A 22,376-nucleotide genomic window follows, 5' to 3' on the forward strand; every position below is an offset into this window, starting at 1 on the left:
CAGAAATACGCAGCGTCAGAAAATATTCTAGAAAATATTAAGAATATGTTGAAAGTACGAACTGTCGTTGAAGGTATCATTAATGAAAAAGAGAGGAGGGGGCAGAGCAGAGCGCCAAAAAATGAGCGCTTTGGGGTTGCAAAGAACAACGGCAAAATCTTCCGACAGCGTTCAGCCTTTGCGGAATCCGGGCGAATAGGGGATATTGATGCCGGTTATTGCGCCTCAAGGCTGCGGGCCATTGCCTCGCCCTGTGCGCCTCCACCGGCCATGCGGGCCAGTTCCTCATGGCGAGCCGCCTTGTCCAGTGGCAGGCAGAGCGTGAAGGTGGCGTTGTCCCGTATGGTTTTGCTGATCTGAAAATGCTTGCGTGCCCTGGCCGCAAGCTGCGGCCAATGCGTTATAAGAAGCATCTGGCGACTGCTTGCCAGCGCGTACAGTTTTTCAGCCAGCTTGTTGAGAGTGAGCCCGCCGACTCCGGCGTCAACTTCGTCAAAAATAAAAATGGCGCTTTCTTCATCTTGCCGTACGCTGGCCAGGGCCAGTAAAAAACGCGAAAGTTCGCCGCCCGAAGCTATTTTATCCAGAGGTTGCGGGGGTTGGCCAGGGTTGGGGGCCCACAGGATGCGCCCGCGCTCATCCCTGATGCCTGGCCAGATTTCATGCTGTTCGAAATGGGGAATGACGCGCACCTGTTCTGAAAAGCCCAGTTGCCGCAGTTCCTCTTCAAGCGCGCTTGCCATGTGGGTTGCCGCGCTGCGGCGCAGGGGAAGGATTTGCGCAATTATGCCGGAAAGCTGCTCTGCCAGCGCTTCTTCTTCCCTGCCAAGACGGGCAAGATCAAGAGCGCATATATCGAGAAACGACAGGTTTTCAACGATTTCTTCACGCAGGGACAGTATCTGCGGCAAAGTGCGGTGCAGCTTGCGCTTGAGTTGAGCCAGAGCAAAAAGGCGCTCTTCAAGCTGATCCATATCAGGCAGGTCTTCCATGGGAGAGGGACGGCGCAGGCGGCCGCCCAGGTGAAACAACTGCTGACGGAGCGCGGTAACGGCGTCCGCATCGCTTTGCAGGCTGTCGTCATCCCTGGCCATGCGTGTGAGCACTTTTTCAAAATGGCTGAGCATGTCCAACAGGCCCTCAGCGTCTTCTCCGTGCAAAAGAGCCAGAGCCTGCTCATAATTTTCGCGCACATGCTCAAGAGAGCGGGCCTTGGCCCGGGTTTCTTCCAGCCGTTCCTCTTCATTTTCCTCTGGAGCTACCTTGTCTATTTCCTGCTGTTGCATTTCAAGCAGTTCGCGCTTTTCAGCCAGCCCGGCCTGACGCTCCAGCAGCGCCTTGCGTTGGGCCGATGTTTCATTCAGGCGGGCGAGCAGAGCGTCCCGTTCACGCAAGAGCTCCGGTTTGGCAAGGCCACTTTCAAGAAGGCGCGCCTGAAACGCAGGTTGTAAAAGTTTTTGCTGCGCGTGCTGACTTGTATGCGCCACAAGACGGGGGCGTAAATCACGCAGGCTGTCCTGCGAACGCAGTTCGTCATTGATGTACAGGCGGCTGCGGCCGCTTTCCGCCAGAATCTCGCGCCGCAGGACCATGTCTTCGCCATCAAGAGTAAAAAGGGCCTCAACCTGGGCGCGTTCTGTTCCTGCGCGCACCATATCCGCAGAAAGTCTGTCTCCAAGCAAAAAACCAAGGGCTTTAAGAATAAAGCTCTTGCCGGCTCCGGTTTCACCGGTAAGCACGTTCATGCCCGGTTCGAACTCCAGCTGCATATCTTCGATGAGGGCGAGATTGCGGATGCGCAGGTATTCCAGCATATTATTTACGCCATCAATTATTTAAAGTTAATCTTTAACTTGAAGTTTCTGGTCTTGCGCAGTGTATCAGCGCCGTAGCCGGGGGTCAAAAATATCTCTCAGGCTTTCACCAAGCAGGTTGTAGCCAAGCACGGTTATGAGGATGGCCAGACCGGGATAGACCGACAGCCATGAGGCATTTTCGATCACGGCTTTTCCTTCCATGAGCATATTCCCCCAGCTTGCGGTGGGAGGCTGGACGCCAAGCCCGAGAAAACTCAGGCTCGATTCCACCAGAATGGCCCCGGCAACGCCCAACGTGGCCGTAATAAGCACAGGAGCCAAGGCGTTGGGCAAAATGTGGCGGATAAGAATCTTGCCCGTTGGCGTGCCTGCAAGGCGTGCAGCGTCAACAAATTCGCGCTCGCGCAAGCTGAGGGTCTCAGCACGCACAAGGCGCGTCACGCCCATCCACGAGGTGAGCCCGATGACAATCATTATATTGGTAAGGTCCGGCTCCAGAAAAGCAATGACCGCCAGGATAAGAAAAAATGAAGGAAAACATAGCATCACGTCGACAGCGCGCATGATGACTTCATCCACCCATCGCCTGAAATAGCCGCTGATGAGCCCCAACGTGGTGCCAATGCTGATGGATATGCCCACAGCCACAAAGCCGACCCAAAGCGATATGCGTCCGCCATACAGCAGGCGGGAAAAGACGTCGCGCCCCAATCTGTCGGTTCCAAGCCAGAAAAGCGAGGAGGGCGGCTCCAGGATATGGTCGAGGTGCAGCGTGTCCGGATGGTAGGGGGCAATGACCGGGGCAAGCAGGGCCGCCAGAGACATGCCCAAAACGATAAAAAGGCCGAGCAGCAGCATAATATGGCGGCCAAGCAGTTTTTTGAGAGCTTTGGGCAACATCAGGCATCGTCCTTTGCGTCTCTGATGCGCGGGTCAGCCAGGCCGTAGCACACATCGGCAAGCAGGTTGCCAAACAGGGTAAGTACCGCGCCCAGAACAAGGTTGCCCATTATCATTGTATAGTCGCGGGCCATGACGGCGGCGTAAAAAAGCTGGCCAAGGCCTGGCAGGGCAAAAATCGATTCAATGATGACGCTGCCGCCAATGAGGCCGGGAACGGAAAGCCCAAGGAGCGTGATGACGGGCAGCAGGGCGTTGCGCAATGCGTGACGCCTGATAATGGTTGTTTCGCTCAACCCTTTTGCTCTGGCCGTGAGAATATAATCCTGACGCAGCACTTCAAGCATGCAGGCGCGCATGTAGCGCGACATGCTGGCAAGGCCGCCAACAGTATACACGAGGATGGGCAAGGCCAGGTGTTTGGCCAGATCGCAAAATTTCCCCCATAGCGTCAGCTGCTCATAGTTCATGGATGTCAGGCCGGATATGGGCAGCCACTGCAACTCGATGCCGAAAAACATCATGAGCAGCAGGGCCAGCCAAAAAGACGGCATGGCAAAACCTAAAAAGACCAGAACAGTGACAGAGCGGTCAAAGAGCGAGTTCTGGCGGCACGCCGAGGCTATGCCGACGGGAATGGCAATAAGCAGGGTAAGAAGCATTGCCGTAACGTTCATGCCCACGGTAAGGGGCAGGCGTTCCATAATCTTTGTCAGCACCGGGCGGGAATCCGCCGACATGGAGTTGCCGAAATCAAAATGCAGCAGGCGCAACAGCCAGTCCCAGTATTGCACATAGATGGGGCGGTCAAGGCCGTACAGAACTTCAAGCCTTTGCCGGGCGGCTTCACCAGCCAAGGGGTTCAGGGTGGTTTCCATATCCGTGGGCGAACCCGGAGCCAGGTGTATGACCCAGAAGCTGATGAGCGTAATGCCCCAGAGCACCAGAAGCATCCAGAACGTTTTACGCAGGATGCCAGCTGCTATGTCGGCCAGTCTGGCGCGGCGGTTATGTGAGGGCAGGGGAGGCATGGGCGGCTCACTATTCGGTACGGGTCATCCACTGGCGCATGTCTTCCACTTCTTTCTGCCATTGAGAGGAAAGCCGCAGCCCAAGAAAGCGGGCGTACAGGGCGTCGAGAAGGTTGGTGCATACTTCCATAAGGTAAAACTTTTCAAGCAGCAGGGCATCAGGATCGTCATCACTGTCGCCCTTGTCGAGCTTGGGGGTTTTCAGGCTGTTAAGGCAAAAGTCTTCTGCTTTAAGTGATACCTGAAATGCCAGCTCTTCTTTTTCAAGGCGAATCAGCGCACGACTGACTTTTTTGCCGGTGCCAAGGCCAAAGCGCGCCTCGCGCAGGGGAGAGAGCGAACCGGAAACCGAGGCGGTCTCGCGGGCATCGCCTTCTCCACCCTGGACCACAATTCTCTGTTCCATCGAGACGGAAAAGGGGGCTCCTTCCTTGTCAGTAAACGCGCCGGGAGCCGTATCGCTCTGATACCAGAGCCATGTCAGAAATTCTTGACCAAGAACAATGTCGGTGGATTCTCCAAGATAGGGCATACTCATGTACTGGCTCCGCTAAGACAGGGGGGCAAATTGTGTGGCTTCAAGCTGATCGAGACGCGCAAGGCCGTCCTCATCAAGCATGGAATCCGCCAGATTGTAGGGCGTCAACTGTTCAAGCTTCAGATCAAAGGTTTTAAGAAATTCCTCAATAAAAAGATCAATCATCTTGCTTTGAGTTGAAGCAAACCAGACTTCATTTCTGTCGATGGACCAAAGCACGTTGAACTCACTGGGGATGGGCAAAAAGCGCATCCGCAGCCGGAGCATAACCTGTTCCTTGAGCTCTTTTTTACGTTCACGCGAAACGAAGGTCTTTCCCTGTTCGTGCATGCGGTTTTTTTCGTCGCGCAGGGCCACAGCCAGATGCTTTTTGACAACGCCCGCAGGGATGCGCCGCATATCAAGGCGCAAGGAAAAAACGATATATGCGCCTTTTTGCGGCGGTGCCGTAGCCCATTCGGTATCCAGCATGTCTTCATAGCAGACCCATCCCTGGGCCTGCATTTCAGGAATATCGTCAATATCCCGAAAGGCGAATTGCTTCAGCTTGTCGGGAATCTGTGCCCATAGTTCGTTGGGGATCGGATCAAGTATGCGAAAGCGGGTAAAGCTGCACGCACTGTTGGCAAAGCCCATGAAAACTCCTTGATTGGAAACATCGCCGAATATTGGTTGGCGCTGGTTTGTGTTGTACGTCAGAGCCGCCTTGTGAGCAAGCCTGCCATATGCGGGTCAAAAGCGCCGCCTTCAGCAGCGGCGTGGCTAGGTGGCGGCTTTGGCAGTGCGGTCTGAGGCCGGAAACGGCGGCGATCCGGGGGAGAAATCACCCTCGCGCCTGGGTTTATCAATGTCCCATAATGATAATTATGTAAACTTTTGTATAAAAATACTCTATCGAATGCGGATCTGCCCTTGACCTCTCACCCCTCTCCTTGCACCATGCGTTACAGCATTTACTGCAAGGAGAAGACGGTGGCATCTCACAATCGTTCGCAACGGCCAGATACAAAACGCCCAGCATCACGCTCAGAATCACGTCCAGCATCCGGGGCCCATAAAGATTTTTCGCGGACTTCGCGTGCTGACATAAACAAAGGGATCGCGCCTGAGCCATCATCACCAACAAACGTCAAAGCCTCTTCGCTGTCCAAGCCTGTTGCCCATGACCGTGAGGCTGCGGTTGGCGGAAAAGCCTCTGGTAAACCATCGCCTGCGTACAAATCTGATTCCGGTACAGAAAGCTCTATGCGTTTAAATAAAGCCATTGCTGCTTCCGGGCTGTGCTCACGCCGTAAAGCTGATGAATTTATCCTTGCTGGTCGTGTTGTTGTTAACGGCGTGCCCGAGGTCAACCCCGGTCGTCAGGTACAGCCGAACGATGCTGTTGCCGTTGATGGCCGGTTGCTTAATGACGCGCAACATTTTTGCTACCTTATGCTTTACAAGCCAGTACAGGTGGTTTGTACCGTCAGTGACCCTGAGGGGCGCCCTACTGTTATGGACTATCTGCCGGAAGACGTGCGTAAGCTTCGCCTCTACCCTGTCGGACGTCTTGATTACTTTTCGGAAGGATTACTGTTGCTGACCAATGATGGCCAGCTTGCCCAGCGTCTTACGCATCCCCGGCATCATCAGCCAAAAGTTTATGAAGTTCTTGTGCGCGGGGCTGTGCCCGGCGCGGCCTTGACTGCCATGCGCCGCGGCATGGTGCTGGCTGAAGGTGAAAAGCTCATGCCTGTGGAAGTGGACGCCCGACCTGCTGCAAATGGAACTCTGATGCGCATGGTTCTGCATCAAGGGATCAACCGCCAGATTCGCCGCATGTGCCGCGATTTTGGACTGACCATTCTGCGTCTGAAACGCGTTGCACAGGGGCCACTGGAACTGGGGCGGCTTGCTCTGGGGGCGGCACGGCACCTGACCGCAGCGGAGGTCGCAGCTTTGAAAAAAAGTGTTGTACTATAAAGAGGCTGAAATGCGGAAGCTTATTCTGTGCTCTTTGATTGCTTTTGCCCTGTGCATCAACACTTCGGCCGCGTTCGGCGCAAGCGCACCAGACAAGGCAATGGAAGCGGCAAACACCTGGCTTGCCCTGGCCGACAAGGGCGATGCCCAGGCGACGTGGAATCAGGCTGCCGCAGCATTCAAAGCTGGCATCGAGTTGAAGGAATGGGAAAAGACCCTGCCCAAAGCCCGGCAGCCTCTCGGCGCTGTCATACACAGAACAATATCGTCTTCAGAAACAACTGCGACGCTGCCTGGCGTTCCTGATGGCGAGTATGCGATTTTTCGTTTTCAAACAGGCTTTTCGCAGAAAAAAGAGGCAGTGGAGGCCTTGCTGATGCAAAAGGAAAACGATGGCGTCTGGCGCACCATAGGCTACTTTATCAAGTAGCTCTCTTAAAAAAAATCCGGCTCCTTACGGAGCCGGGCTGGAAATATTCCCACAAAAACTGCCGCTTCTCTAGTTCATGATTTGAGCAGTCGATCCAGAAAATCGATGGCGTCCTTTTGCATGTGGGTCAAATGCTCTTCACCCTTAAAGCTTTCAGTGTACACCTTGCAAATGGGTTCGGTTCCAGAGGGGCGCACCGCAAACCAGCCGTCAGCGCTGGAAACCTTTACGCCGCCTATGGGGGCGTCGTTGCCAGGCGCCCTGGTAATGACCTCCGTAACCGGCGAACCACCAAGTTCTTTCATGTCCACACTTTCTGGCGTCAGTGCCTTGAGCTTGGCACGCACCTGATCGTCGGCCGGAGCATCCAGCCGCTGGTACACGGGGCTGCCCAGCCGTGCGGTGAGCTTTTCATACAGCTCGCTGGGTGATGCCTGCTCAACTGCCATCATCTCGGCAGCCAGCAGACACATGAGGGGGCCATCCTTGTCGGTGCTCCAGGGGCTGCCGTCAAAGCACAGGAATGATGCCCCGGCGCTTTCTTCGCATCCAAGGCCGCAGCGGCCGCTCAGAAGATACGGCACAAACCACTTGAAGCCCACGGGCACTTCCACCACAGGACGTTTTACGTCCTGCCCCACCCTGTCCAGCAGGGCGCTGGTGACAAGCGTTTTGCCAATGCCGGCATCGGAGGGCCAGGCTTTGCGCGTACGGAAGAGATACCAGGCGGCTACTGACAAAAAATGGTTGGGGTTCATAAGTTCCTGACGGGTGACAATGCCATGGCGATCTGAATCGGGATCGCAGGCCACGGCCAGGTCAAAACGATCGCGCATGTGCAAAAGGCCGCTCATGGCATAGGGCGAAGAACAGTCCATGCGGATTTTACCGTCTTTGTCAAAAGGCACAAAGCGGAATGTAGGGTCCACCGCTTTGTTGACTACAGTAATATCAATTCCATAGGTTTCAGCTATGGGTTCCCACATTTGCAGGCTCGCCCCGCCCAGAGGGTCCACGCCAAGGCGCAGCCCGGAAGCCGCAATGGCCTTCATGTCCAGAGCTTTGGGCAGGTCGGCAACATACGCGCCTATAAAGTCGTATTCTTCTACCAGCGGAGAGCTGAGCGCCGCGCGCAAATGGGTCAACTGTACGCCACGATTGCCTTTTTCAAGGTACGCATTGGCGTTTTTTTCGATCAGGTCGGTGACGTGCGTTTCTGCCGGGCCGCCGTGAGGCGGATTATATTTGAAGCCGCCGTCACGAGGGGGATTATGTGAAGGAGTGATGACGATGCCGTCGGCCAGGGCCGTGGCCCGCCCGGCATTCCATCTCAGGATGGCGTGCGAGATTGCCGGGGTCGCTGTGTACATTCCCGCGTGAGCAATGCGCACCTGCACATTATTGGCCACCAGCACCTCAAGGGCCGAGCGAAAGGCCGCTTCTGACAGGGCATGGGTATCGCCTCCCAAAAAGAGCGGCCCGTCTATGCCATTGGCCTTGCGGTAGTCGCATACGGCTTGAGTGATGGCATAGATATGTTCTTCATTAAAGGTTTGCAGCAGCGAAGAGCCGCGATGCCCGGATGTGCCAAACGACACCCGCTGGGACGGAATGGTGGGATTGGGATATTCAGTAAAATAGGCGCTGACAAGAACAGGAATATTTTCAAGGTCTTCCGGTGTAGGGAATTCTCCGGCCCTGGCATGGACTACAGGCATGACGTACCTCCGCTGTAATTGCAAATTAGCATAGGGGATTAGGGCTTGTCACGCGCGGGGCAGGCGGAAACTGGGCGCAAAAAAGGGGCCGCCCCGTTGAGGGCGACCCCGAAATCAAGGGTTGGCGGAATGACCGTCCCTATTTACTGAGAGGCACAGTGCGGAAGGCAACATCACCACGCCGCGAAATTTGCAGCATGATGGCTCCGCGCTTGACTCCCTCCTCGTTCACAATTTTTGACAGCGCTGCAGACGTGTTCACAGGCTTCAGGTTCGCCTTGAGAATCACGTCTCCGGGGCGCAGATCAGCCTCAGCGGCGGGCTTGTTGGCAGCCACATCCACGATGAGCAGGCCTTCGTTCTTGTCGATCTTCATATCGCGGCGTTCGGCGTCATTCAAGGGGCGAACCGAAATGCCGAGCAACCCTTCGCTTTGTTTGGCTTCACCCTTGCTTCCGGCCGCAGCCTGGGAAGTGGACTGGCGTTCGCCCAGGGTCACCGTAAGATCCAAGGTCTTGCCGTCACGCCAGACCTTGATGACGGCCTGACTGCCGGGAGCTTTTTCGGCAATGGCGCGCAGCAGGGCTGAGGCGTCGTCGATATCCTTGCCGTCCACGGCCACAATTACGTCGCCGTCCTTCATACCGCCCTTGGCCGCAGGCTCATTTTCCATAACGCTGCCGATAAGGGCGCCCTTGGCGTCCTTCATGCCCAAAGCCTTGGCCGCATTCTCTTCAACGTCCTGAATGGTCACGCCGATCCAGCCGCGGCTGACTTTTTTGCCGCTCTTGATCTGGTCGATAATTTTGGCGGCCATGTTGCTGGGGATGGCAAAGCCAATGCCCTGCCCGCTGGCAATAATGGCCGTATTGATGCCTACAACCTGTCCCTGCATGTTCAGCAGCGGGCCGCCACTGTTGCCGGGATTGATGGAGGCGTCAGTCTGAAGGAAATTGTCAAAAGGACCAGCGTGAATGTTACGGTTTTTGGCAGACAGAATGCCAGCAGTCACCGTGTGATCCAGACCAAAGGGGTTGCCAATGGCCAGCAGCCATTCGCCGACATTCAGCTCGTCGGAATTGCCGAACACCAGAAACGGCAAATCTTTTTTGCCATCCATCTTCAGCAGGGCCAGATCTGTTTCTTCATCCGCCCCAATAAGGCTGGCCGTAAAAGATTCACTTTTACCGTTCTTTTGGTCCAGCGTAACCCGGATGACATCGGCATCGGCCACCACATGGTTGTTGGTGACTATATAGCCGTCAGAGGACACCAAAAAACCCGAGCCCAGCGATTTTTGCTTGGATTGGGGCCTTTTGCCATCGCGCCTGCCGCCAAACTGATCAAAAAATTTATCAAATCCTGGAGGCATATTGCGGAACATCTCGCCGAAAAGTTCCTCAGAACCGCCACCACCACTGGTGGTCGTTTTTTCAGTATTGATATTGACGACCGCAGGGCCGCTTTTGGCGGCCAGTTCGCTGAAGTCCGGCAGGTTTATTGCCTGGGCAAACTGGGCCGTCACCACAAAGGTAACGGCCAGAAGCCCAGTTAAACATCTTTTTATAAACATGGAAAAACTCCTAGTTACTTGTTTTGCATAGCCTTATGCAAAGCTTGTGCCAGTGTGTTTATCCCGGTGTTTTCAGTAGCTCTGCCAAGATTGGCGTGCTGTTTCCAAGCCTTGTCGTCCACTGTTGACGAGGCATCGGCGCCTTCAGGGGCGAGGCTGATGCGGCGCGCAGCGGTATCGATATTTTGTACCATTAGGGTGACGCTGTCGCCCTTGTCCAATTTGCTGTACTGACCGGAATTTTTGGCGTTTTTGATGACGCCTGCTGGCAAAAGACCAGTAATGCCGGGTGCGAGCGCGATGAAAAGTCCATGCGGGCTACGCCCGTCAACCGTTCCTTGCACAAGTGATCCAGCTGCAAAGCGCTGAGCGGCGTCCTGCCAGGGGTCGCCCTCGGCTTCGCGCAAACTCAGTGAAATACGGCGGGATTCGCTGTTGATGTCTTTGATTTTCACGGCGACCGAGTCGCCAACTTGAACTATCTCTTCAGGTTTTGTGACACGTTTGGTCCACGACAGTTCAGAAATGTGCGCCAAACCTTCAATCCCAGGCAGGATTTCAACAAAAACGCCAAAGGGGGCCAAGCGCACTACCCGCCCCTGCACAATAGTCCCGGCCTCAAGCTTCTGGTCCACATCCTGCCAGGGATCGCCCAGGGCCTGTTTGCGCGAAAGGGAGATGCGCACCTGCCCTTTATCATTTTTACTGATGGAGAGCACTTTGGCGCGCACAATGTCTCCCAGAGAAACAGCTTCGTCAGGAGCGCCAACGCGCGACCAGGAAAGCTCTGAAAGATGGATCATGCCTTCAACGGCCGAATCCAGCTCCATAAAAGCGCCAAAAGGCGCGAAGCGTGTTATCTTGCCTTCAACGGTGTCGCCAACGTTGATTTTTTCAAGCAATACTTCAAGTTGCGCCTGCCGTTCACGGTCAAGAAGGGCCCTGTGGGAAACGACAATATTGCGCCCCCGGTTCTCAACCCTGATGACGAGGAACTGCAAGGTGCGTCCCACAAGAGAGTCCGCTTCTTCGGTGGCGGCAAGGCCAATCTGGCTGCCGGGACAGAATGCGGTTTTACCCATAACTTCAACAGAATAGCCGCCCTTGCAAGTGCCAGCGATGCGGCCTTCAACGGGCAAGCCCGCGTCGCGCGCTTCTTCCAGCGCAGCCACCCCGCTGCCGCTCATGGAGCGGGAAAGGCGGATTTCTTGTGATGAAACACCGATCACCCACGCTTCCACGGTGTCTCCAGGGCCCGCGGTTTCCTTGCCTTCAGCGTCAAGGATCTCTTTTCGTTCCATAATGCCGTCAACCTTAATGCCCACGTCAACAAACACGCTGTCGCCTGTAATGGCGATAACGGTGCCTGTCACTTTCTGGCCAGTCTGAAGACGGTGTCCAGAAGTTTCATGGGCTGCCAGCATGGCGGCAAAATCCTCAACGCCTTCCTCCTGCATGGAGGCCGCGAACTTTTCCTCGGTCATATTTTCCTGCTCCTTAAAGCTGGGCTTATTTGCTCAAGTTGAAAATTATACTTCATACGGTTGCAGAAAACAACGATGTTTTGCTTGCTCCGGCACAAAATTACTCAATTATATTAAGTTGATAAATTTTTTTTGAGGTTAAGGGTGGGTTGGTCGTGATCCGCGTCGGTCGGTTAGGGGCTGCTGGCCAGAGTCGGAGCAGGTTTCAACACTGCAATTGCCCGATGTTTCCCCTATATGTTAAAGGCCGCATCGCAGTCATGCGACACGGCCTTTTGCCTTGTCAGCTGTAGCTGGCCATAATTTTTACGAGGAGCGTGCTACTGGAACAGTTCTTTTTCTGGCACGGCGTGCTCAATGCGATCTTCAACTTCTATGCCTTTGGGTGGCGTAAAGGTAAAATCCGAAGCCTTCACATTCACATCAGGCGCGAAACTGGTGAAGCGGATTTCATTACTGTTTCCATAAAAATCCAGTATATTGGCTCTTTTGATGTATCCTGTGTCGGGTTCAACCCATATAATGGCCTCAACCATTTGCGGGGCTGGCTCCTTGGGAAAAAGGCGCAATTTGGCCAGGCCGTCTTCTTTGCCCTCGGATTTCACGTCAAAATCCTTTGTCAGGGCGGCCTGCCCCGTGATCACCTGAATAATGCTCCGTGAATCCTGCACCAGGGTTAGGGGATAGCGGTACGCTATCCCTTCATCCGGCAGGTAGTTCCAGATTTCCTTACCAGTGACCACGAGGGTTTCCTCATGGGGCTTGGCCGTCTGCCAATTGATAAGCAGAGGTTTTTTGAACAGGAGTTTACCTTGTCGTTTTTCTACAGAACCGCTTTCCTTGTGTGTGAGGGTCTGTTCAAAGTCGGCTGAAAATGAGCCGGTTTTTTCGTATCGGGCCTGAATGGCCGCAGCCATATCAGCAGCGAATACCGGCGCGGCCGGAACTAGGGAAAAACTCAGGGTCAGGGCGACCACCAGTGCGCATATCTTACGCATACAACCTCCACAGCCCACCAGGGCTTTGACCACATGGCAAGAAACTGTAGTAAGAATTTTTACTGTCATTTTACTACCGCGCGGGGCTTGCTGCCGTCCGCCGGGCCGATGATGCCGTCGTGTTCCAACTGCTCCACCAGGCGCGCTGCCCGGTTGAAGCCGATTTTAAAGCGGCGCTGTACCAGGGATATGGAGGCTCGGCCCTGCTCGCTTACGAAAACCTGTACCTCGCCGTACAGCGGATCCTGAGCCGCATCGCCAGCCCCCCCACTTGCGCCCCCCATGGCGGCATCCAGCCCCCATTGGGCAAAATCCACTTTGTAGGATGGGCTTACGTGGCGTTTCCAGTGATTTACGACGTCCTGCACTTCCTCGTCACTCAGGAAGGGGCCGTGCAGGCGTTGCAGCCGTCCACCGCTGGGCTTGAACAGCATGTCCCCCCGGCCAAGAAGATGTTCGGCCCCCACCTGATCAAGGATGGTGCGCGAGTCATGCTTGGAGGTCACCTGGAAGGATATGCGGCAGGGAAAGTTTGCCTTGATCAGGCCAGTGACGACGTCCACGCTTGGCCTTTGCGTCGCCAGAATCAGGTGGATGCCTGCGGCGCGAGCCAGCTGCGCCAGACGTACGATGCTGGTTTCCACCTCGCGGGCGGCCGTCATCATGAGGTCAGCGAGCTCGTCAATGACAATGACCAGATAGGGCAAAGGCTCAAGGTCTAAAAAATCCGGAGGCAAATCGTTCTTGTAGGCGGCAAGTTTTTGATTAAAGCCCGCGACGTTGCGTACGCCAAGACGCGCCATGGCCGCATAGCGGCGATCCATTTCATGAACGGCCCAGTCCAGAGCGTTCTTGGCCTCGCTCATTTCCGTGACAACAGGATGCACCAAATGGGGTTCGTCCGCATAAACAGCCATCTCAATGCGCTTGGGATCGATAAGCAAGAGTTGCATGTCCTGCGGCTGGGTACGGTAGAGCAAACTGACGAGGATGCCATTAAGGCATACGCTTTTTCCCGCGCCTGTGGCTCCAGCCACAAGCAGGTGGGGCATGCGGGTCAGGTCGGCCATAAACGGCTTTCCGGCAATATCTTTGCCAAGAATCATGGTCAGGGGGCCGCAACCGGTGCGAAAATCCTCGCAGGCGGCAAGTTCGCGAAAGTTTACGGTCTCGCGCTGCTCATTGGGGATTTCAATGCCAACGGTATCAGAGCCGGGAATGGGCGCCTGAATGCGAATGGCCACCGCCTTGAGCGCCAGCGCAAGGTCGTCGGTAAGGTTGGCTATGCGGCTCACGCGGATGCCAGGTGCCGGGCGAACTTCGAACATGGTAACCACCGGCCCGGGGGTTATGCGCACAAGTTCGCTTTGAATGTCAAAATCATTGAGGCAGGCCATGAGAGTCTGCCCTCTGGCCTGAAGATCTTCACGGCTGAGCCCGCCCGCCTGAGGCGATGGCGGAGCCAGCAGGTCAAGGCCGGGAAGCGGGATGGCCGCCTTTTTGCGAAATGGCGCGGTAATTTTGCCCACAAGTCCGGTCTTTGAGGACGGTTCCTGGACGCGAGACGCGGCATGTCCGTCCTTGGCCGTAGACGGCGCGGATGCAGCCTCGCTGTGCATGTCGTCTGTGGTGTTGACGTAATCATCAGCAGTGGGTTCGTCGTGAGACGACTGGGCCGCTGAAGGAGCCTTGCCGGAGCGGCTTGCTCCCTTTACCAGCGGCTGACCATTCAGGTCCTGCGCGACTGCGAATGGATCGTCTTCATGATCTTCACTTGCGGACACAAGCGAAGCCGCCGGTTCGGGACTGCTCTCCGCTGCCCTGGCTGAAACGGAAGTTTTTTCGCCATCGGCGTCATAAACATCCGGCAACGAGTCCGCAGTGGGATGGATATCACCCAATTTATCGCGCCAACGGGCCAAAAACGACCAGTCGGGCCAGGAAAATTTGAACTTTGATGCGGCAACCGCTTTTTCCTCCTGCACAGGAGTCAGGGTATGCTGCACTATTTCAGGCTGCACCTGTTGGCGGACGGACGGCCCTGAGCCCGACTTGCCGGTCTTGTTTCCGTTCTTGCCGGCGGCTTCTGCCTGGGAGGCCTCGTCAGCGGCGGCCAACCTGGCTTCAAGCCGTTGGCGCAATGCGTGAAACAGCCGTCCGGCCAAACTGAACCAGGAGATGTTCCACGCCAGTTGCAGTCCGGCAAGAAAAATAAAAATCCAGACAATGGCAGAACCGCCAGGACTGAGGTAGAGACTGGCATTGCGGTGCAGAGCGCTGCCGACCATGCCGCCGCCCCAGACGTCACCAAAGGAAAAATCCCAGGCGGCGCCAGTGACGAGCAGGCAGATGGTCAGCAGAAAGAAGCCGCACCAGCGCCACCAGTGCAAGCCATAGGCAGGAGAAACGTAGGCCGCTCCCAGTGCGCCAAAAACCAATGGGCAAAGGAAGGCGGCCACGCCAAACACATCGTTGAGAAAGCCCGCAGTGTACGCGCCAAAAAGGCCAGCCTTGTTGTGCACTTCAACTGTTCCACTGACCACATGGTTAAGGCTGGGATCATTGGCGTCAAAGCTGAGCAGGCTGAGCAAAAGCAGCAATGCCCAGAAGAGCAAAAAAAGGCCAAAAAGTTCGCGGCTGAATTTATGGGCGTCCGTGGGGCTACCCTCCCGAACCGGTCATTATTCCCGGCCCAGGTATTCCTTGGAGCGGGTGTCCACTTTTACGCGGTCACCTTCGTTAACAAAAATGGGAACCTGAACAACAAGGCCAGTTTCGAGCTTGGCGGGCTTGGTGACATTGCTGACAGTGTCGCCCTTGGCGCCAGGCTCGGTTTCCACAACAGTCAGCACCATGCTTACTGGAATGTCAATGTCCAGCGGGCTGCCCTTGTAAAGCAGCACGCGGCATTCCTGACCGTCCTTCAAAAAGCCCTCTTTGCCGTCAGTGGTCGCGAGGGACATTTGCAGCTGCTCGTATGTGGTCATATCCATAAAAATGAGTTCGTCGTCCTGGCGGTACAGGAACTGCATGTCACGGGTTTCAAGATCGGGCTTGCCGACCTTTTCACCGGAACGGAAGGTGATGTCCTGCATGCGGCCAGTGAGAATGTTACGCAGCTTGGTGCGTACCATGGCGCCGCCCTTGCCGGGCTTGAAGTGCTGAAAGTCCACAATTTCGTAAGGGGTGCCTTCAACTTCAATTTTAAGTCCCTTGCGAAAATCCGTGGTTGAATACATAGTTACCTCCTACTTGTCGCCGCATATCGGCATAAACTGGCATTAAGGCCGGTCATTTGCCAACTGGGGCAAGAGCGGCTACCTTGTACGGAAGTGCTTTGCAGGAAACCACGATTCCGAACTGTAAATTTTTGCTGAAAATTGAGCACTTGTCAATACTCAACTCTCAAGTATCACATGAGGTTTTTATGGCTGTCAGCCTTACGCTGGAAAGCACGGCTTATACACTGGATCAGCTCACTACCCGTCCTGAAGCGCAGATAGCCCTCGCTGGCCGTTCCAATGTCGGCAAATCTTCTCTTATCAATGCGTTGGCTGGCAGAAAAAAGCTGGCCAAGGTAAGCTCCACTCCCGGTAAAACCCGTTCTGTCAATTTTTACCTTGTGGAACCCTTGAATTTTTATCTTGTGGACCTGCCCGGCTATGGCTATGCCCGAGCCAGCCATGGTGAACGCGAAAAGTGGGCAAAACTGCTGGAGCGGTACCTCGTTGAGTGCGCCAGTCTCAAAGCGCTTGCCTTGCTGCTTGACTGCCGCCTGACGCCCCAGCAGCTTGACCTGAATCTTGCCTCGTTTGCTCAAAGAAACCGCTTGCTCCTGGTGCCCGTACTGACGAAAGCCGACAAATGCAATCAGCGTGAACGTTCGGCACGGCAAAAGGAATGGCAGGATATACTGGGCATCTGTCCCGTGCTGACCTCATCCAGCAGCCGTTTGGGCATTGATGCCCTATGGCGCGCACTGGCGCAGGCGGCCGGGGTTGAAGCGCCGATCATCAAGGCTCCATAGAGCTTCCCCTGGCGGGAAAAGCATGGGTGCTCTACTCTGCCGCTTTTTCGCCCGGTTCCATATGGATGATGATACGTCCCAGTTGCGGAATGCTCAGCCGTAATTGTTTTTCCAGGCGCATACACACTGTATGCGCCTCTTCTACATTTAATGCCGGGGCTATATCGCAGTGGAAGGAGATGCAGACCCCCTGTTCCGGCACTTCGTAGACAGAAAACTTGTGCGGAGTTGTGACCAGCGGTTCCTTGGCAATGGCGATTTCAATCTCACGCCAGGCCATTTCCGCATATGACAAAGACACAGAGGCTCCGTACGCCAGGGCGCAGGCGGCCCCTTCCGGCTCCAGGTGGCTCACCACTTCCATGCGCGGCATGGCGGCATGCAGAGCTTTTTCAAAATCCTTGACCCTTTCGTACGCCTGAACAAAAGGCATGTCGCCGGGAAGCTCCACGTGCAGGTCAATATGGCATATCTCAGACAAGCGGAGAATATGCACGTTATGCACGGAAAGGCCGTGATTCCAGGCTGTAAACTGCACCTGCGCAAAAGGATCGCAGTGTTTGTCTGCATCGGCGCTGTGCGGCTCCACATGGACGGTCACGTCCGCCCCTTCCAGCACGAGTGCCACGGCCTGCTCAGCTTCGTGGGCCAGGCGGTGCCCTTCACTCACCTTTATGCCCGGCTCCACGCCGACTGTGAGGTCCACAAAGCTGGTGGGACCACTGGAGCGCAGGCGCACATCACGGACATCGGTGATGCCCTTTACCCTGTTTACAGCCGCGATGACAGCCTGCTGCTCGCGTGTGGAGCCGGAGTCCATCAGCGTGTCTACAGCCTGCATGGCCATGCGAACACTGGCGCGAAAAATTATTACCGCCACCAGCAACGCGGCTACCGTGTCGGCCTGTACCAAGATTTCGTGCAGCGGGGCAGGCAGGCTGAGCGCAGAAGCCACCCATACGGCGAGAACCCCCACCAGCACCACTGCCGAAGACAATATATCAGTAGAAAAATGCAGGGCGTCCGCTTCAAGGGCCTGACTTTTATATTTTTGGGCCACCCGGCGCAGTATGCGCACCCTGTTCACATCAATGATGATGGAAAGCGCCATAACGCCAACGCCCCATAACGATGGCGTCACAGGGCTTTCACCAGCCATCAGACGTTGCACGCCCTCGTACACGACCCAGAAGCAGGTCAGGAATAAAAGCAGTGTTTCGGCAAGGGCAGAAAGATTTTCTATTTTGCCATGCCCGTAGGGATGACGCGCGTCGGCCGGTTTGGAGGCTATGCGTACCGCCGCCAGAGTCATGGCCGCTGCCAGAAGATCCAGCCCGCTGTGCAATGCTTCGGACAAAATGCCGAGGCTGTTGGTGTGCAAGCCAACGATAAGCTTGACGGAAGTAAGGGCAAAGGCGGCCCACAAAGACACAAGCGCTGCGCGATTTTTTTCAGTACTGGCTTCCATGGGCACGGCCATGATGACTCCACTGGTAAAAAAAAGCCCCCGAAGGGGCTTTATTTTATTTGGTTACAACCACTTAAACCATTCTCGCCAAGAGCCTTGACGCTTTTGCCGTATTTCTACAGCCTGTTCTTCTTTATAGTTGTGGTAGGCTGCCAGGCTTTTTTCTTTGGCGTGTTCAGCCACTTCGGGCACGTCCGGGAAATCCTTTATAATGAATTCGTACCGGTGCCAGGCAGGGCCATATTTTTTCATGTGCCAGAAGACATCGGCGATGTAGAGTTCATGCTCCGCCATAAGCTTGCGGCAGGTAACCATGTGTTCTTCTGCACCCTTGGCGTACGGAGAATCAGGATACATCTGGTGCAGTCTGTTGAAGTAATCGTAGGCTTCCTGAAGTTCAGTGGTCGCTCTGTCAACGGAGCGGAACTGCTTCATCAGAGACATGCCCGTCTGATACAGCACGTAGGGTATGGCCTCATGCCTTGGGTGCAGGGATTCAAAATCCTTGTAGCTTTCAGTGGCCAGTTCGTATTCCTCATCGAGGAAATAGGCGTCGCCCAATGACAGCTCTGCATCAATGGTATAAGGACTGAATGGATACGTATCGCGCAGTTTGTTGTACAGCTCCACGGCACGCACATAGTTTTTCTCACTCATGGCGTCGTTGGCGGCTTCAAAGATTTCTTGCGCGGTGTCTTCGGCTGGCGGAAGATAGATCATATCAATGATGCCGCAACCGGAAACCATGAGCATGCTCATGGCAAGCAAAATGGAGCGTAGCAGTTTTTTATGCATGGAGCTGTTCCAGGAAGACAAATGCCGCTTGTGCGGCGGTTGCGCCATCGCCGGCGGCAGTGATGACCTGGCGGCAAAGCTTGGAGCGAATGTCGCCAGCGGCAAAAATGCCGGGGATATTGGAGCGCATTTCCGTATCAGTCACAATAAAGCCCTGTGCATCAAGTTCAATGCCTTGCGGCAAAAAGTTTGTCACAGGCGCAAAGCCTACATAAATAAAAAGTCCGTCAACTGCCAACAATTTTTCCTGACCAGTCTGGAGATTTTTAACGGTCAGGCCAGTCAGGTGATCTTCGCCGTGCAACTGGGTAATGACGGAGCTGCGCAAAAGGTCTACCTTGTCGGGCATGCTCTCAAGCCTGTCCTGATAAACCTTGAGTCCGCGGAAACTGTCACGCCTGTGAATGAGGTGGAGTTTGCTTACTATCTTGGTAAGATACAGGCTTTCTTCCATTGCCGCATTACCGCCGCCAACCACGGCTACAGTCTGGTTGCGAAAGAAGTTGCCGTCACAAAGGGCGCAGTACGAAACACCGCGCCCACGCAGCCTGTCTTCGCCTTCCAGGCCAAGGTGGCGGTGTCTGGCGCCAGAGCATACGAGCACCACTTTGCACAAATAGTCTTCTTCAGCAGTATGCACGGTAAACTGACCCGCCGAACCGGAAATGGACTCAACCACTATGGCGGGTCGGTCTACCGTCAAACCTTCAAGATGCTCCGTAAAAAGATCGGCAAGCTCGTAGCCTTTGATGCCTTTGGGAAAGCCCGGATAGTTCTCCAGCGCCTCCGTCTGCAGCAATTGACCACCGGAGGTCAGCCGCTCAGGCAAAAGAACGCTGCAGCCGGACCGCGCCAGATACATGGCTGCGGTAACGCCGGCAGGACCGCCGCCGATCACAACGGCATCATACGATTTCATGCCAGGGCCTTATTGTCGAGCAGGTCTTTCATGGCGGCCTTGGTTACAGCGCCAGTGATCTGTTCGATGGTTTCGCCATTCTTAAAAAGCACCAGCGTGGGGATAGCCCGGATGCCGAACTTTGTGGGGGTAGCGGGATTTTCGTCCACGTTCATCTTAACGATGCGCACCTTGCCCGCGTATTCTGTGGAAAGCTCATCAATAATGGGGCCAACCGCGCGGCAGGGGCCGCACCAGGGTGCCCAGAAGTCAAGCAGAACCGGCAGATCGGACTTGAGGACAACACTTTCAAAGGTGGCATCAGTGACCTGTTCAGCCATTACTATACTCCTTAAGTTGCTATGTGTCGCCCCGCATGCTGCGTGGCAGCGTGCGGAAGCGGAAAACTAGGGTCCGGGGTGAAAATCCTGAGACCTTTGTATTGATCAAGAGTAGTTTCCAACGACCTGACTGTCAAGACAATCTCATGTTTCTGGCGGGTCGTTGGCGGACCTTTAGCCGCACAGCATATCATCCGGGACGGTGCGCCCGCGCGGGATGGTTTCCATTTGTAAGGTATGAAAATATCCTTCTTTTCCAATCAACCATCCAGCGTAGGCGATCATGGCCGCATTATCGGTGCAAAGGTGTGGACTGGGAAAAAGCGCCCTGCCCCCCCTGCTTTCCATCATATCTGCAATGCGTTGGCGTAACAACGAGTTACAAGCCACCCCGCCTGCCAGAACCACAGTGCTCAGTTGCGGGTTTCTGTCCAGAGCTCTTTGTGTTTTTACGCAGAGCGTATCAACAACTGCCGCGTTAAAGGCGGCGCAACAGTCTTTCAGCGCCTGGGGGGCGTCGTCTACCGAGCAGAGGGGACGCGGCCAGGTGGCAGGTTGAAGAGCCTGCTGTATGTAGCTGCTGGCTGCCGTTTTCAGGCCGCTGAAACTGAAGTCCAGATTGTCGTTATCAAGGTAGGGACGCGGAAAGGCTATGCCGTCAGCCTTGCCTTCACGCGCCAGCGCGTCCATGAGCCGCCCGCCAGGATATGCCAGGCCAAGCACTTTGCCCACCTTGTCAAAAGCCTCGCCGGCAGCGTCATCCAGCGTGCGCCCAAGAGTGACGCACTTCCAGGGCGCTTCCATGCGGTAAAGATGGGTATGACCGCCAGAAACAAGCAGCCCCAGGGCAGGAAAATCCAGCGGGTGCTCCAGCCCCACCGCAAGCAGGTGGGCATGAAGGTGATTGACGCCAAGCAGACGTACCCCCAGACCAAGGGCAAGACCTTTGGCAAAGGCCACGCCCACCAGCAGGCTGCCAAGCAGTCCAGGCCCCCGCGCCACGGCCACCAGATCAATATCTGAAGGCCTTTTTCCACTCCGGCGCATCAGGGCATCAAACAGGGAACCAATGTAGCGATAGTGTTCACGCGAGGCCAGTTCGGGCACCACGCCGCCAAACAGGGCATGCATGTCAGCCTGGGTGGCTAAAACGGAATGCAGCAGCCGCCCGTCTTCTACCAGGGCCAATGCGGTTTCATCACAGGAGCTTTCAACTCCAAGGCAAAGCATTATATGTTCTCGCTTTTACAAATAAAAACCGGAGCCGCGTCAGGTGCGGCTCCGGCGTCACAACCACTTGCTAGAAAGCAGCCTGGCTGGCATGCCGGGCATAAATATTTTCTACAGCCTCTACGTCCTTGGTGGATCCTATGAACAAAGGCGTGCGCGCGTGCAGACGATCCGGCACCCTTTCAAGGATGCGTCCCCTGCCGTCACTGGCCTTGCCCCCGGCCTGTTCCGCAAGAAAAGCCAGAGGGGCGGCTTCGCACATAAGGCGCAACTTGCCGTTGGGCTTATGGATGTTTGGCGGATACATGTAAATGCCGCCATTGATGAGGGTTCGATGAAAATCTGCGACAAGCGCGCCCACATAACGGGATGAATACGGCGTGCCGTCCGAGGTTTCACACCCGTGGAACCAGTTGACGGCTTCACGCGCGGGCGCGTCCCAGTTCTTCCAGTTACCCTCGTTGACGGAATAGATGGAGCCCTGTTTGGGGATGCACATATTGGGGTGCGAAAGCAGAAATTCCCCTACGCCCGGGTCAAGCGTGAACCCGTGTACGCCCTGCCCTGTGCTGAGGACCAGCATGGTTGAGGGGCCATAGAGGATATACCCCGCAGCCACCTGCTTGAGGCCCGGCTGCAGCACCTCATCCAGAGTCACTTCGCCCGAATGTCCCTCTGGACGCCGCAAAATGGAAAAGATGGTGCCCACATTGATATTAACGTCGATATTGGAGGAACCATCAAGGGGGTCAAAGATGAGAATATAATCACCCCTTGGGAATTCCGGGCTGACGCGGATAAGTTCAGCCTCTTCCTCTGAACTCATGGCGCACAAAGCGCCGCAGCGTTCCATGCGGTACAGCAAGATGCGGTTGGCGATGGTGTCCAACTTTTGCACGTTCTCGCCCTGCACGTTAACTTCTCCCGTGCCGCCAAGAATATCCAGGAGTCCTGCTTTGTTGATGCGGCGGGAGATGCTTTTTCCCGAAAGGATGAGATCGTACAGCAAGCCGGTAAATTGTCCGGTGGCCTGTGGAGTGCGCTTTTGGTGCAGCAGCAGATGTTCCGTGACCGTGATGTCAGCCATATGGCCTCCTGCAACAGAGAATAGTTCTGTGGACATAAAACTTGCGCCGCCCCGGGGCGGCGCAAGTTTGTATTTG

The 22,376-nt window shown here is 55.4% G+C and carries 20 protein-coding genes; 3 read left to right on the plus strand and 17 right to left on the minus strand.

All coding sequences use genetic code 11. The features are described from left to right. Positions 1-215: 215 nt before the first annotated feature. The 5 genes from DESU86_RS14195 to rdgC all read right to left on the minus strand — a co-directional run bounded on the left by DESU86_RS14195 (position 216) and on the right by rdgC (position 4,922). The gene (locus DESU86_RS14195; protein WP_179981612.1) at positions 216-1,814 is read right to left on the minus strand and encodes a DNA repair protein RecN; all 1,599 of its coding nucleotides are present in this window, start codon (positions 1,812-1,814) and stop codon (positions 216-218) included. Positions 1,815-1,880: 66 nt separating this feature from the next. Further along, positions 1,881-2,717 (minus strand): ABC transporter permease, encoded by an 837-nt coding sequence (locus DESU86_RS14200; RefSeq protein WP_179981613.1) that lies wholly within the window; start codon positions 2,715-2,717, stop codon positions 1,881-1,883. Beyond that, complete coding sequence (locus DESU86_RS14205) at positions 2,717-3,748, minus strand: ABC transporter permease (RefSeq protein ID WP_179981614.1); 1,032 nt, start codon at positions 3,746-3,748, stop codon at positions 2,717-2,719. Before DESU86_RS14205 ends, DESU86_RS14200 begins: the two co-directional genes overlap by 1 nt. Positions 3,749-3,758: 10 nt before the next feature. Continuing rightward, positions 3,759-4,286 (minus strand): hypothetical protein, encoded by a 528-nt coding sequence (locus DESU86_RS14210; RefSeq protein ID WP_179981615.1) that lies wholly within the window; start codon positions 4,284-4,286, stop codon positions 3,759-3,761. A gap of 12 nt (positions 4,287-4,298) precedes the next feature. Then, a complete protein-coding gene (rdgC, locus tag DESU86_RS14215) occupies positions 4,299-4,922 on the minus strand; it encodes a recombination-associated protein RdgC (protein ID WP_179981616.1) in 624 nt (207 codons plus the stop codon). Positions 4,923-5,258: 336 nt separating this feature from the next. On the opposite strand from rdgC, the gene DESU86_RS14220 reads away from it, so the two are divergent. After that, a complete protein-coding gene (locus DESU86_RS14220; RefSeq protein WP_332068193.1) occupies positions 5,259-6,251 on the plus strand; it encodes a pseudouridine synthase in 993 nt (330 codons plus the stop codon). A gap of 10 nt (positions 6,252-6,261) precedes the next feature. Next, complete coding sequence (locus DESU86_RS14225) at positions 6,262-6,681, plus strand: DUF4019 domain-containing protein (protein WP_179981617.1); 420 nt, start codon at positions 6,262-6,264, stop codon at positions 6,679-6,681. 74 nt (positions 6,682-6,755) lie between these two features. Here the strand turns inward: DESU86_RS14225 and pgm are convergent, their stop codons facing one another. From pgm to efp, 6 genes are all read right to left on the minus strand, one after another. Next, positions 6,756-8,399: a phosphoglucomutase (alpha-D-glucose-1,6-bisphosphate-dependent) gene (gene pgm / locus DESU86_RS14230; RefSeq protein ID WP_179981618.1), complete on the minus strand. Its 1,644-nt coding sequence runs from the start codon at positions 8,397-8,399 to the stop codon at positions 6,756-6,758. Positions 8,400-8,538: 139 nt separating this feature from the next. Beyond that, entirely contained in the window at positions 8,539-9,972 is a 1,434-nt protein-coding gene (locus DESU86_RS14235) for a DegQ family serine endoprotease (RefSeq protein ID WP_179981619.1), read from the minus strand. A 14-nt stretch (positions 9,973-9,986) separates the two neighbouring features. Then, entirely contained in the window at positions 9,987-11,456 is a 1,470-nt protein-coding gene (locus tag DESU86_RS14240; RefSeq protein ID WP_179981620.1) for a 30S ribosomal protein S1, read from the minus strand. A gap of 320 nt (positions 11,457-11,776) precedes the next feature. After that, positions 11,777-12,454, minus strand: a complete 678-nt coding sequence (lolA, locus tag DESU86_RS14245; protein ID WP_179981621.1) for an outer membrane lipoprotein chaperone LolA — start codon at positions 12,452-12,454, stop codon at positions 11,777-11,779. A gap of 65 nt (positions 12,455-12,519) precedes the next feature. After that, entirely contained in the window at positions 12,520-15,069 is a 2,550-nt protein-coding gene (locus tag DESU86_RS14250) for a DNA translocase FtsK (RefSeq protein WP_179981622.1), read from the minus strand. A gap of 66 nt (positions 15,070-15,135) precedes the next feature. Beyond that, positions 15,136-15,693, minus strand: a complete 558-nt coding sequence (gene efp / locus DESU86_RS14255) for an elongation factor P (protein ID WP_179981623.1) — start codon at positions 15,691-15,693, stop codon at positions 15,136-15,138. Positions 15,694-15,881: 188 nt separating this feature from the next. On the opposite strand from efp, the gene yihA reads away from it, so the two are divergent. Next, positions 15,882-16,481 (plus strand): ribosome biogenesis GTP-binding protein YihA/YsxC, encoded by a 600-nt coding sequence (yihA, locus tag DESU86_RS14260; RefSeq protein WP_179981624.1) that lies wholly within the window; start codon positions 15,882-15,884, stop codon positions 16,479-16,481. Positions 16,482-16,512: 31 nt separating this feature from the next. Here the strand turns inward: yihA and DESU86_RS14265 are convergent, their stop codons facing one another. The 6 genes from DESU86_RS14265 to fbp form a co-directional block, all read right to left on the minus strand. Next, entirely contained in the window at positions 16,513-17,961 is a 1,449-nt protein-coding gene (locus tag DESU86_RS14265; protein ID WP_179981625.1) for a cation diffusion facilitator family transporter, read from the minus strand. Between the two features lie 51 nt (positions 17,962-18,012). Continuing rightward, on the minus strand, positions 18,013-18,744 hold the full coding sequence (locus tag DESU86_RS14270; protein ID WP_179981626.1) for an outer membrane protein assembly factor BamD: 732 nt from the start codon (positions 18,742-18,744) through the stop codon (positions 18,013-18,015). Next, the gene (locus DESU86_RS14275; protein WP_179981627.1) at positions 18,737-19,663 is read right to left on the minus strand and encodes an NAD(P)/FAD-dependent oxidoreductase; all 927 of its coding nucleotides are present in this window, start codon (positions 19,661-19,663) and stop codon (positions 18,737-18,739) included. The genes DESU86_RS14270 and DESU86_RS14275 overlap by 8 nt, the downstream gene beginning before the upstream one ends. Further along, positions 19,660-19,983, minus strand: coding sequence for a thioredoxin (trxA, locus tag DESU86_RS14280; RefSeq protein ID WP_179981628.1), 324 nt, complete (start codon positions 19,981-19,983; stop codon positions 19,660-19,662). Before trxA ends, DESU86_RS14275 begins: the two co-directional genes overlap by 4 nt. A gap of 174 nt (positions 19,984-20,157) precedes the next feature. Beyond that, the gene (gene tsaD, locus DESU86_RS14285; RefSeq protein ID WP_179981629.1) at positions 20,158-21,213 is read right to left on the minus strand and encodes a tRNA (adenosine(37)-N6)-threonylcarbamoyltransferase complex transferase subunit TsaD; all 1,056 of its coding nucleotides are present in this window, start codon (positions 21,211-21,213) and stop codon (positions 20,158-20,160) included. Positions 21,214-21,283: 70 nt separating this feature from the next. Further along, positions 21,284-22,300: a class 1 fructose-bisphosphatase gene (gene fbp / locus DESU86_RS14290; protein WP_179981630.1), complete on the minus strand. Its 1,017-nt coding sequence runs from the start codon at positions 22,298-22,300 to the stop codon at positions 21,284-21,286. Between the last annotated feature and the right edge of the window lie 76 nt (positions 22,301-22,376).

Origin of the sequence: Desulfovibrio sp. 86, assembly GCF_902702915.1 — a bacterium.
Classification (GTDB): domain Bacteria; phylum Desulfobacterota; class Desulfovibrionia; order Desulfovibrionales; family Desulfovibrionaceae; genus Desulfovibrio.

Excerpts from the sequence above, each read along its gene's own strand:
- DESU86_RS14195 (WP_179981612.1), bottom strand. The coding sequence starts at position 1,814 with ATGCTGGAATACCTGCGCATCCGCAATCTCGCCCTCATCGAAGATATG.
- DESU86_RS14200 (WP_179981613.1), bottom strand. The coding sequence starts at position 2,717 with ATGTTGCCCAAAGCTCTCAAAAAACTGCTTGGCCGCCATATTATGCTG.
- DESU86_RS14205 (WP_179981614.1), bottom strand. The coding sequence starts at position 3,748 with ATGCCTCCCCTGCCCTCACATAACCGCCGCGCCAGACTGGCCGACATA.
- DESU86_RS14210 (WP_179981615.1), bottom strand. The coding sequence starts at position 4,286 with ATGAGTATGCCCTATCTTGGAGAATCCACCGACATTGTTCTTGGTCAA.
- rdgC (WP_179981616.1), bottom strand. The coding sequence starts at position 4,922 with ATGGGCTTTGCCAACAGTGCGTGCAGCTTTACCCGCTTTCGCATACTT.
- DESU86_RS14225 (WP_179981617.1), top strand. The coding sequence starts at position 6,262 with ATGCGGAAGCTTATTCTGTGCTCTTTGATTGCTTTTGCCCTGTGCATC.
- pgm (WP_179981618.1), bottom strand. The coding sequence starts at position 8,399 with ATGCCTGTAGTCCATGCCAGGGCCGGAGAATTCCCTACACCGGAAGAC.
- DESU86_RS14235 (WP_179981619.1), bottom strand. The coding sequence starts at position 9,972 with ATGTTTATAAAAAGATGTTTAACTGGGCTTCTGGCCGTTACCTTTGTG.
- DESU86_RS14240 (WP_179981620.1), bottom strand. The coding sequence starts at position 11,456 with ATGACCGAGGAAAAGTTCGCGGCCTCCATGCAGGAGGAAGGCGTTGAG.
- lolA (WP_179981621.1), bottom strand. The coding sequence starts at position 12,454 with ATGCGTAAGATATGCGCACTGGTGGTCGCCCTGACCCTGAGTTTTTCC.
- efp (WP_179981623.1), bottom strand. The coding sequence starts at position 15,693 with ATGTATTCAACCACGGATTTTCGCAAGGGACTTAAAATTGAAGTTGAA.
- yihA (WP_179981624.1), top strand. The coding sequence starts at position 15,882 with ATGGCTGTCAGCCTTACGCTGGAAAGCACGGCTTATACACTGGATCAG.
- DESU86_RS14265 (WP_179981625.1), bottom strand. The coding sequence starts at position 17,961 with ATGGCCGTGCCCATGGAAGCCAGTACTGAAAAAAATCGCGCAGCGCTT.
- DESU86_RS14270 (WP_179981626.1), bottom strand. The coding sequence starts at position 18,744 with ATGCATAAAAAACTGCTACGCTCCATTTTGCTTGCCATGAGCATGCTC.
- DESU86_RS14275 (WP_179981627.1), bottom strand. The coding sequence starts at position 19,663 with ATGAAATCGTATGATGCCGTTGTGATCGGCGGCGGTCCTGCCGGCGTT.
- trxA (WP_179981628.1), bottom strand. The coding sequence starts at position 19,983 with ATGGCTGAACAGGTCACTGATGCCACCTTTGAAAGTGTTGTCCTCAAG.
- tsaD (WP_179981629.1), bottom strand. The coding sequence starts at position 21,213 with ATGCTTTGCCTTGGAGTTGAAAGCTCCTGTGATGAAACCGCATTGGCC.
- fbp (WP_179981630.1), bottom strand. The coding sequence starts at position 22,300 with ATGGCTGACATCACGGTCACGGAACATCTGCTGCTGCACCAAAAGCGC.